Source organism: Archangium sp., from assembly GCF_036389735.1.
Taxonomy (GTDB): Bacteria; Myxococcota; Myxococcia; order Myxococcales; family Myxococcaceae; genus Archangium.
The window spans coordinates 1-9,367 of the sequence record NZ_DASVWK010000660.1 but is presented as its reverse complement, the minus strand read 5'-3'; the positions used below and the strand labels follow the sequence as shown (position 1 = coordinate 9,367).

The following is a 9,367-nucleotide window of genomic DNA, read 5'->3' as shown; positions in this document are numbered from 1 at the left end:
GGAGCTCTTCACCGACCGGCGCTTCCTGGAGAGCGTCGTCTCCTACTCGCAAGGAGACCTGCCGCTCACGGCCGTCGACGAGACGGTGCGGCACACGATGCTGCAGATCGCCACGCCGCTCGCGCGCGAGCTCGACGGGGTGGACCCCGAGCGGCTCCAGACGCTCGACGGGAAGTCCCTCGAGAGCGACACGCCCGACGAGCTGGCCGGCACCCTGGACCTCGAGGACCTCCCGCTCCTGCTGTTCCTCCGGGCGCAGGGGGGCAACCTGGGCGCCGTGGGGCGGCTGGTGCACGTGGTGCTGGACGAGACCGAGGACTTCTCCCTCTTCGAGCTGTTCGTGGTGGGCAAGCTGCTGGGCGAGGCCCGGAGCTGCACGCTCGCGGGCGACGAGATGCAGCAGACCACGACGAGCTTCGCGGGGTGGCCCGCGGTGCTCACGGAGCTGGGTATCCGCGACGCGGCCACCCTGCGGCTCCAGGTCTCCTACCGCTGCCCGAGGCCGGTAACGGAGCTGGCGCGCAAGGTGCTCGGCCCGCTGGCTCCCGCGGCCACGGTGCAGGCGGGTCGGGAGGGGACACCCGTGGGCTTCCACCACTTCCCGGACGAGGCCCAGGCGCACCTGTTCATCGGCGAGGCGCTGCGCGACCTGGTCGAGCGCGAGCCACACGCCTCCATCGGCGTCATCGCCAGTGGCCCGGAGCAGGCCCGCGCCTTCCATGGGGTCCTCGCGGACATGTCCTGGGCCCGCCTGGTGCTGGAGGGCGGATTCACCTTCGAGCCGGGCGTCGACGTGACGGACGTGGACAACGTGAAGGGACTCGAGTTCGACTACGTCGTCATCCCGGACGCGACGGCTCGGGCCTACCCGGCCAACGACGAGGCGCGCCGCAGGCTGCACATCGCCATCACCCGCACCTCGCACCAGCTCTGGGTCGTCTCGGCCGGGGTCCGTTCTCCCCTGCTTGCCGGGGTTTGAGCCCCCGTCTGGATTTACAGCGCGGCGGGAGTGAAGCTTTTCCATGGCATGGGTGCTCTCTCTGTCAGCCCAATGACTTTCGGCGAGAGTCCTTGACGGGTCTTCACCGGGTATGTTTCCTCGCGCGTGCAAGGGATTGGACGACTCGCAGGGGGGAATTCCATGTACTCGGGGTACTCGCTCCATGGTCCTGAGGACATCCAGGTGGTCTTGCCGGAGCACGGTGCGGTGCTGGGCCGGGCGACGCTGCTGAGCCCCACGACGGTGTGGACCCAGTCCGGCGGCGCGGCGGGCGCACTGGCGGGCGAGCGGACGCCGCGGGTGTGCCTCGACGCGGGAGGAACGACGATCGGCCCCCTGGTGGGCGAGCCCCGGTGGGGCGAGGGAGGAGCGCTGGGCCTCCAGTTCGTCGAGGTCTCCCTGGAGCAGGGGCGGCGGATCCTCTCGCTGCTGGACGACGCGGTCCTGCGCGGCGGTGCCGAGCCCGAGGCCTCGCCCCGTCCGGTGCTGGAGGAGGTGACGGGAAGCGAGCGCATCGAGTCCATCCTCACGGTCATCTCCGCCATGAACAACCGGGGCGTGTTGCGCCGGCCGGGCCGGACGGTGCGGGTGATGCTGGAGCGGATGGACGCGGCGCGGAGCCTCTTGCACTGGCGCTGCGACGAGCCGGGCGTGGAGTGGGGTGAGCCGCCCTATGACATCGAGGTGGTCGGCTACAACTCGGCCTATCGGATGCGGCTGGCGGGGCCCATCGCCCGGGGCGGGTGGCTGGTGACGCCGCTGCCCGAGCGGCTGTGGAGGGTGCGCCACCGCTGGCACCGTCGCGTGCCGGCACCCCCGAAGCTGCGAGCCCGCTTCGACCATCCGCTGTGGAAGGAGCTGGGACGCAAGGAGCGCGAGGTCGTCGACCTCTCCTTCTCCGGGCTGGCGCTGCGCGGCGAGCCGGATGACTTGATGTTCCCTGGGCTCTTCCTGCCGCTCGAGGTGGAGCGGGCCGACGGCGAGTGCTTCTACTTGAGCGGCGAGGTGCGCCACGTGTCGTCGGCGCGAAGCGATGGGGGGCGCGTGGTGGGCCTGGAGATCCGGCCTCGTACGGAGCGGGACGCCGTACTGTGGACGGGCCTCGTCTCCCAGGCGCTCAGCCCCTCCGCGCGCTCCAGCGAGGACTTCCTCGCACCGCTGTGGGAGCTGTACTCCGCCTCGGGCTCCATCCACCGGGCGAGCGGCTCGGCCGAGCACTTCGACGCGCTCCGCCGGAGCTTCTTCGACCTGGGCAGGCACGCGGCGCGGCTCCCCCAACTCTTCTGCCAGACGGTGTGGCCCTCGGAGCGGGGCGTGGAGGCATCGCTCTCCTCGATGAAGCCCTACCGCCACTCCTGGCTGCTGCACCAGCTCAGCCAGCGACCCGCGCAGCCCGACCATGCCCCTCAGGTGCCGGGGCGGATCTTGAGCGACACCTACCTGCGCACGCTGGAGCACGCCCAGTCGGACCCGGAGCTCCGCTGGGTGCTCTGCTACGCCGAGTCCTCCGTGCCCTGGGTGGACCGGACGCACGTGCGCTTCGCCCGGCGGATGCAGGACGGTGGCCAGTCCTTGGTGATGCCGCTGCGGATGATGACCGCCCACTGCGAGGAGCCGAGCGGCCAGCCCGTGGGGGAGCTGGAGATCGGTGCCGCGACGATTGGAGAGAAGTACCTGCTGGCGGGGGAACTCACCCGCACCCGTCCGGCCTGCTACGTGGAGGCGCTGGATTTCACCCGGGAGCGGCTGGACCTGTGGAGCGTCGCGCGGGTCTGGCAGGGCGAGGGGCTGGAGCGGGAGCGGCGCATCCTGGTGGCCCGCCGCGAGGGGATTCCCATCGCCGCGCTGGTGCTCGAGCTGGGGCATCCCGGCACGAGCCTCGTGGGCCTGCTCGATGCCGCGCGCCTGGTCTCGCTCGCGCCGGAGGGTCGCGATGCCTACGTGGCGCTGCTGGACGAGGCGCGTCGCTGGTACGCGCTCCGCGGGCGCACGTCCTTCCTCTACCTGTGCGAGGACGACGGCGACTACGCGGAGGCGGCCCGGCTGCACGATGACCCCTCGGCGCGGCCCTGCCTGTGGATCATCGCCGCCTCGCTGGTGCCCGAGTTCCTGGAGCACCTCCACGAGCAGTCCGTGGGACGGGCGAATAACGCATTCCCGAGCTGAGACCTCGCACTCAATGCCCGCTCGCCCTTCACCCGGGCTTGACGCGGTGTGTTGATTGCTGATCAAACCTGGTGGATGATCCTTCAACACCTCATCACGCCCGTGCCTGTCGCGGGCTCTTGAAGGAGTCACACCCCCACGCGCAATTCCTCTCAGCGTTCAGGGCTCGTCCCTGATTCGCGCGACGGGGAAGGTGCGTCTCCAGAACCACGCCGAGCCCTCTCCGCCGACCGCCTCGCGCGGCCTGGCCTCAACACTTGTCTGTCTTTATCTCCCCAAGGACTCCCACGTGAAGAAGACTCTCCTGCTGGTTGAAGCGCTGCTCGTCCTCGCTGGTGCCGCTGGCTGCGGAAACGCCGATGACCTGGCCTCCGCCGACGCCTCCCTGACGACGGGCACCGCGGAAGATGCGCTGACCGCGTCGAACTGCACGCAGCTCCCGACCTCCTCGGTGATCGCCAGCGGCCACGACGGCAACGTCCCGGACAACACGCGCGATGACCGGCTCGACACGCGCTGGAGCAACCTCGGCAAGGGCTCGTGGCTCGACTACGACCTGGGCTCCAACAAGACGCTCTCGGGCGTGACCATCGCCTGGCACTCGGGAAACCAGCGCGCGAGCAACTTCGTCGTGTCCACCTCCCTGGATGGGCTCACGTACACGCCGGTCTACACCGGCAAGAGCAGCGGCACGACGACGTCGGCCGAGACGTACGCCTTCGCCGCCCGTACCGCGCGCCGCGTGCGCATCACCGTCAACGGCAACACCCTGAATGACTGGGCGAGCATCGCCGAGGCCCGCCCCTGCGGCGCCGCCTCCTCGGGGACCGGGACGACGACGCCCGGCGTCGTGTGGCGCGGGGACTTCGAGACGGGCGACCGCTCGCAGTGGAGCAGCACGCAGATGGTCAGCTCGGACCGGCTTCAGGTGGTGCCCTCGCCGGCGCGCGAGGGCCGCTACGCCATCAAGGTCACCGTGAAGCAGGGGGACAACCCCATCAGCGCCAGCGGCAACCGCAACGAGCTGGTGAGGATGACGGGCGAGAAGGCGGGGGATGAGTTCTTCTACCGCTGGAGCACGATGTTCGCCTCGGACTTCCCGAGCGCGAAGACCTGGCAGATCTTCACCCAGTGGCACCACAGCGGCTGCTGCGGCTCGCCGCCGATGGAGTTCTACGTCAACGGGGAGACCCTCTACCTGCGCGCCAACGGCAGCACCGTGGTGTGGAGCGCGCCGCTGGTGCGCGGCCAGTGGCAGGACTTCATCTTCCACGTGAAGTGGTCGCCCGACGCGAAGGTGGGCTTCGTCGAGCTGTACCACAACGGCCAGCTCGTCCTGCCCAAGCGCTACATCGCCACCATGTACAGCGGGACGACCAACTACCTGAAGCTGGGCCTCTACCGGAACAGCACCGTTGCTCCGGTGGGCATCGTCTACCACGACGGGTTCATCCAGGGCCGCACGCTCCAGGACGTGCGGCCCGCGACCACGCTGGCCACGGCCCAGTAGCCCGCGGGGGAGTGCGGGGCTCCTCCGTGTCTACGGCAGCCCCGCCACCCACCGCACGATGTCGGAGGTGGAGATGAGCCCCGCCAGGGCGCCCGTCCGGGTGATGACCGGCACGCGGTGGAGCCCGGCCTCGACCAGGATCTTCGCGGCGTCGACGAGCGAGGCACCCTCTCGCACGGCGAGCACCTGAGGCGTCATCACCTCCTCGACGATGGTGTCCTCCAGCAGGTGTTGGCCGGAGGGCAGCGTCCCGACGGAGACCTCGCTGTCCTCGAACTGGTGACGCAGCATGTCCGTCTTGGACACCATGCCCACCAGCTGGCCCTCGTCATCCACCACGGGCATGCCGCTGATGCCGTGCTCCAGCATGAGCTCGGCGGCGGTCTGGAGGCTGGTGTCCGGGTGGACGGCGAGCACTTCCCGGGCCATCACCTCGTCCACCGTGAACAGGGCCGGGACCGGCAGCCCCTCCAGCTCATCGGGGACGTAGGGGAGGTCGGTCATCAGGGCGGCGCGCATGGGGGCTCCTTTTCGAGGGCCCCCGTCCGCGTCTGGCCACCACGACCAGGCTCCTGGAGGCCCGATGTCGAGCCCTTCCAGTGCAAGGTGGTTGCCATTGCTCCCCCGAGGGGAGGTAGGTGCCCGCCCGCGCAGGCCCTGCGTGTAGGCCGGCTCCTCGCGCAACCCATGCGGGCCCGAGGCGCCGACGCGACGTGTCAACGCCTAGCCGCCGAGCAGCTTGCGGAGCGAGCCGTCGTCCAGCGCCTTGCGCGTATCCTCGAAGCCTCCGATGAGGACGCCACGGACGTACACCTGCGGGAAGGTCGGCCACCCGCTCCACATCTTGATGGCGAGCCGCTGCTTCCACTGGCCGAAGTAGTTGCCGTACTCCAGGTAGGTGAACTGGATACCGGCCTCGGTGAGGGCCTGGCGCACCCGCTTGACGAAGGGGTTCTGCGCCATGCCCACCACCACCACGGGGTCCTTCTCCACGGCGGTGCGGACCTGGTCGACGACGTCCCGGTGGAAGTTGGCGGTCGCCTCGGCGACGGCGGGGGTGCGCTTGTCCGGGGACAGGGTAGAGCGGGGGGTTGTCATGGGGCAGGCAACCTAGCCCGGGGCGCGTCAGGAGTCAGCGATCTCCACGTCTCTCTTGTGAGCGGAGCGGGTGGTCAGGCTGGTGACGGCGAGCCGAGCGCGACGAACCCCAAGCGCCTGGATGATGCCGGTTCCTCCCGCGCGCACGTCGATGCTGGCCTGGCCACCCTCTCGCGGAGTCGATGCCTGCTCGGTCCCTGGGGGGGATCCTCACGGCCCGTCCGGGTGGTGTCGACCGGGGGGGCGATGGAGCTCTCCCCGGTCAGGCCCCAATTCTCGTCGCCTCACTCCCTGGATGCCACCTCGCTCGTTTCCGAGGAGGCACGCGCCTTCCTCCAGGGTCGGCTGGAGCTGCTCTACAAGGCGCTCTTCCTGCTCGCCTTCGCCTTCTACGCCTGCACCTCCCTGGCCGCCGTCTTCATGGTCGGGGTGCCGTGGTCCAGCGCCCTGGTGGACCCGGCGTACTCCTTCCACCTCATCGGCTCCCTGCTCGCGCTCGTCCTCTGGCTCCTGTGCCGGAAGGCCCCCCGCTCCCTGCGCACCCTGTCCTGGTTGGACAGCGCGGGGCTGCTGGGCGTGCTCTTCCTCCTCAAGCTGGACGCCTACTTCGACCGCGACACCCTGTCCCTGCTGCTGGCCACCAACGGTACGCTCATCAGCCACGCGGTCATCGTCCCCAGCTCCGTGCGCAGGACGTTCTGGATCTCCCTGCTCGGCGCCCTGCCGGATGGGATCGTCGTCGCCCTGCTCGCCCATGCGCGAGGGGACACCGACTCCCTCCTGCCCACGCTCGATGCCCTGCTCTGGGGGGGGGTCGCCGTCACCATGGCCACCCTGGTCTCCCGCGTCATCTACGGTCTGCGCCGGGAGGTGCAGGCCGCGCAGAAGCTGGGCCAGTACACGCTGCTCCAGCAGCTCGGGGCCGGTGCCATGGGCGAGGTGTTCCTGGCCAGCCACGCCCTGCTGCGCCGCCGCACCGCCATCAAGCTGCTGCGTCCGGACGCGGATGGTCATGGCCTGGAGCGCTTCGAGCGCGAGGTGCAGCTCACCAGCCAGCTCACCCATCCCAACACCATCGCCATCTACGACTACGGGCACACCGCGGACGGCCGCTTCTATTACGTGATGGAGTACCTGGAGGGCGTGGACCTGGACGGGCTGCTCTCGGTGGATGGGCCCCAGCCTCCCGCGCGTGTCATCCACATCCTGCGCCAGGTGTGTGGGGCGCTGGAGGAGGCACATGGGGCGGGACTGCTCCACCGCGACATCAAGCCGGCCAACCTCTTCCTGTGCCGGAGGCGCGGCCTGCCGGATCTGGTGAAGGTGCTCGACTTCGGGCTGGTGAAGGAAGTGGGGGGCTCCGAGGAGGCGTCCCCCCAGCGCGTCCACCTCGTCGTCGGCACGCCGCTGTACCTCGCGCCGGAGGCCATCATCTCCCCCGGGCGGGTGGATGCGCGGGGCGACCTGTACTCGCTGGGGGCGGTGGGCTACGCGCTGCTCACCGGCTGCCATGTCTTCGAGGGCAGCTCCTCGACGGAGATCTGCTCGCACCACCTGCACACGGCACCCACTCCACCGAGCGTGCGGCTGGGGCGCGAGCTGCCTCGCGACCTGTGTGAAGTCCTCATGCGCTGTCTGGCGAAGCATCCCGGGGACCGCTTCGCCTCCGCCCGCGAGCTGCGGCTCGCGCTGGATGCCTGCGCGGACGCGGGCAGGTGGACGGAGGAGGACGCCGAGCGCTGGTGGCTGGCCCAGGGTGGCGCGATGGAGTCGGCCCGGAATCGGCGTGGCGAACCCTCGGCCCTCACCGGGACGCAGACGCTGGTGACGGAGCTGATTGGTCGCGTGGCGTAGGAAAGACGAAGGGCCCGCCCCCGCCAGGTGACTGGCTGGAACGGGCCCCGGAGCAGCTCAGCCGCTCACAGCTCTTCGAGGAACTCGTCGTTGTACGTGTAGCGGCTCAGCCGCTTGACGAGCGCCTCCATGGCCTCCACGGGCTTCACCGCGAAGAGCATCTGGCGCATCTTCTTCACCTTCTCGTACTCCTTGTGGGTGAAGAGCTTCTCCTCCTTGCGCGTGCCGGACTGGCCGATGTTGATGGCCGGGAAGATGCGCTTCTCCGCCAGGAACCGGTCCAGCGTCACCTCGGAGTTACCGGTGCCCTTGAACTCCTCGAAGATGACCTCGTCCATGCGGCTGCCGGTGTCGATGAGCGCCGTGCCGACAATCGTCAGGCTGCCGGCCTCCTCGGTGGCTCGCGCCGCGCCGAAGATGCGCTTGGGCCGCTCCAGCGCGCGGCTGTCCACGCCGCCCGAGAGCGTCCGGCCCGAGTTGTCCACTTCCTTGTTGTAGGCGCGCGCCAGTCGGGTGATGGAGTCCAGGAGGATGACCACGTCCTTGCCGGCCTCCACCAGCCGCCGCGCCCGCTCCAGCGCCAGCTCGGCGATCTTCAGGTGGTCGCCCGTGGGCCGGTCCGAGCTCGAGGCCAGCACCTCGGCCTTGATGCTGCGGCGCATGTCCGTCACTTCCTCGGGGCGCTCGTCGATGAGCAGCACCATGAGGTGGACCTCCGGATGGTTGGACACGATCGCCTGCGCGATGCGCTGGAGCATGATCGTCTTACCCGTCTTCGGAGGCGCCACGATGAGCGCGCGCTGGCCCTTGCCAATGGGGGCGATCAGGTCCAGCACCCGCGTCACCATCTCCTTGTGCCCGTTCTCCAGCTTGAGGCGATCCAACGGATCGATGGAGGTCAGGTCCGCGAAGTGCGGCAGGCGGCCCATCTGCTCATGCGGGCGGCCGTCCACCTGCTCCACGCGCTGGATGATGCCCTTGTTGCCCTTCATCTGCGCGTAGGCGTGGAGGTACTGGCCCGGGCGCAGCCGCAGCTTCTGCACCAGGTTCTTCGGAAGCTCCGCGTCGTCCGGCGAGGGCAGCAGGTTGCGCTTGAGCTGACGCAGGAAGGCGTTGGGGCCCTTCACCTCGGTGTCGAGCACGCCCTCCACCGGGGTCAGCGAGGGCTGGGGGGCCGGCTGCTGCTGCCTCGGCTGCCCACCCGGGTGCGGATGGTGGTGCTGCTGTGGCGCCTGCTGTTGCTGTTGCTGGGGCTGTTGCTGGGCTTGCTGCTGCTGGGCCAGCCGCTGCTGGTGCTGCTGAAGCTCCTGCGGCGTGAGGAACACCTGCTGCTGCTGCCCGTCCGGACCGGGCACCAGGCGGTAGGCCTGCCCATCCGGAGTGAACTGGACCTGGGGGCCCTTGCGGCGACGACGGCGGCGGCGGCGGCGCCCTCCACCCTGGCCGGGCTGCTGCGGGCCTCCACCGGGCTGGCCCGGGGTGGACGCCCCACCTTCGCCCTCGTCGGAGCCGTCATCTCCCTCGTCATCACCGTCGTCCATGTCGGGAGGCGACTCGGCTCGGGCGGCCATGGGGGGCGGCAGGTCTCGGGGATCGCGGTTGTCGGTTTCGCTCATGTTTGTGCGGAAGTACGGGCACGTCCCCTGGGAGAAAATCCCCCCGGCCGGAAACGCGCGAGGTCGAAGTCTGTGGGACAGAAGCCCGGCGCGGGGTCCTCGGGACAGCCTGCGCACGGGGCA

General features: G+C 69.9%; 7 protein-coding genes. 4 read left to right on the top strand and 3 right to left on the bottom strand.

Features of this window, described 5'->3' with window-relative positions; translation table 11 throughout:
* The 3 genes from VF794_RS23155 to VF794_RS23145 form a co-directional block, all read left to right on the top strand.
* The coding region (locus VF794_RS23155; protein WP_331113903.1) for an ATP-binding domain-containing protein at window positions 1–979 on the top strand (979 nt) is incomplete at its 5' end.
* A 210-nt stretch (window positions 980–1,189) separates the two neighbouring features.
* Window positions 1,190–3,166 carry a hypothetical protein gene (locus tag VF794_RS23150; RefSeq protein WP_331113901.1) on the top strand — a complete coding sequence of 659 codons (1,977 nt, stop codon included), beginning with the start codon at window positions 1,190–1,192 and terminating at the stop codon, window positions 3,164–3,166.
* A gap of 289 nt (window positions 3,167–3,455) precedes the next feature.
* Window positions 3,456–4,676, top strand: a complete 1,221-nt coding sequence (locus tag VF794_RS23145) for a heparin lyase I family protein (protein WP_331113899.1) — start codon at window positions 3,456–3,458, stop codon at window positions 4,674–4,676.
* Window positions 4,677–4,706: 30 nt separating this feature from the next.
* Here VF794_RS23145 and VF794_RS23140 read toward each other — a convergent pair whose 3' ends face one another.
* Together VF794_RS23140 and VF794_RS23135 are read right to left on the bottom strand one after the other, a co-directional pair.
* On the bottom strand, window positions 4,707–5,195 hold the full coding sequence (locus tag VF794_RS23140; protein WP_331113897.1) for a CBS domain-containing protein: 489 nt from the start codon (window positions 5,193–5,195) through the stop codon (window positions 4,707–4,709).
* A 204-nt stretch (window positions 5,196–5,399) separates the two neighbouring features.
* A complete protein-coding gene (locus VF794_RS23135) occupies window positions 5,400–5,774 on the bottom strand; it encodes a glutaredoxin domain-containing protein (RefSeq protein WP_331113895.1) in 375 nt (124 codons plus the stop codon).
* A 246-nt stretch (window positions 5,775–6,020) separates the two neighbouring features.
* Between VF794_RS23135 and VF794_RS23130 the strand changes: the two genes are divergently transcribed.
* Window positions 6,021–7,628 carry a serine/threonine-protein kinase gene (locus tag VF794_RS23130; protein WP_331113893.1) on the top strand — a complete coding sequence of 536 codons (1,608 nt, stop codon included), beginning with the start codon at window positions 6,021–6,023 and terminating at the stop codon, window positions 7,626–7,628.
* 65 nt (window positions 7,629–7,693) lie between these two features.
* Here the strand turns inward: VF794_RS23130 and rho are convergent, their stop codons facing one another.
* On the bottom strand, window positions 7,694–9,244 hold the full coding sequence (gene rho / locus VF794_RS23125) for a transcription termination factor Rho (protein ID WP_331113891.1): 1,551 nt from the start codon (window positions 9,242–9,244) through the stop codon (window positions 7,694–7,696).
* Window positions 9,245–9,367: the final 123 nt, after the last annotated feature.

Coding starts and splice junctions, on each gene's coding strand:
- VF794_RS23140 (WP_331113897.1), bottom strand. CDS start 5,195: ATGCGCGCCGCCCTGATGACCGACCTCCCCTACGTCCCCGATGAGCTG.
- VF794_RS23135 (WP_331113895.1), bottom strand. CDS start 5,774: ATGACAACCCCCCGCTCTACCCTGTCCCCGGACAAGCGCACCCCCGCC.
- VF794_RS23130 (WP_331113893.1), top strand. CDS start 6,021: ATGGAGCTCTCCCCGGTCAGGCCCCAATTCTCGTCGCCTCACTCCCTG.
- rho (WP_331113891.1), bottom strand. CDS start 9,244: ATGAGCGAAACCGACAACCGCGATCCCCGAGACCTGCCGCCCCCCATG.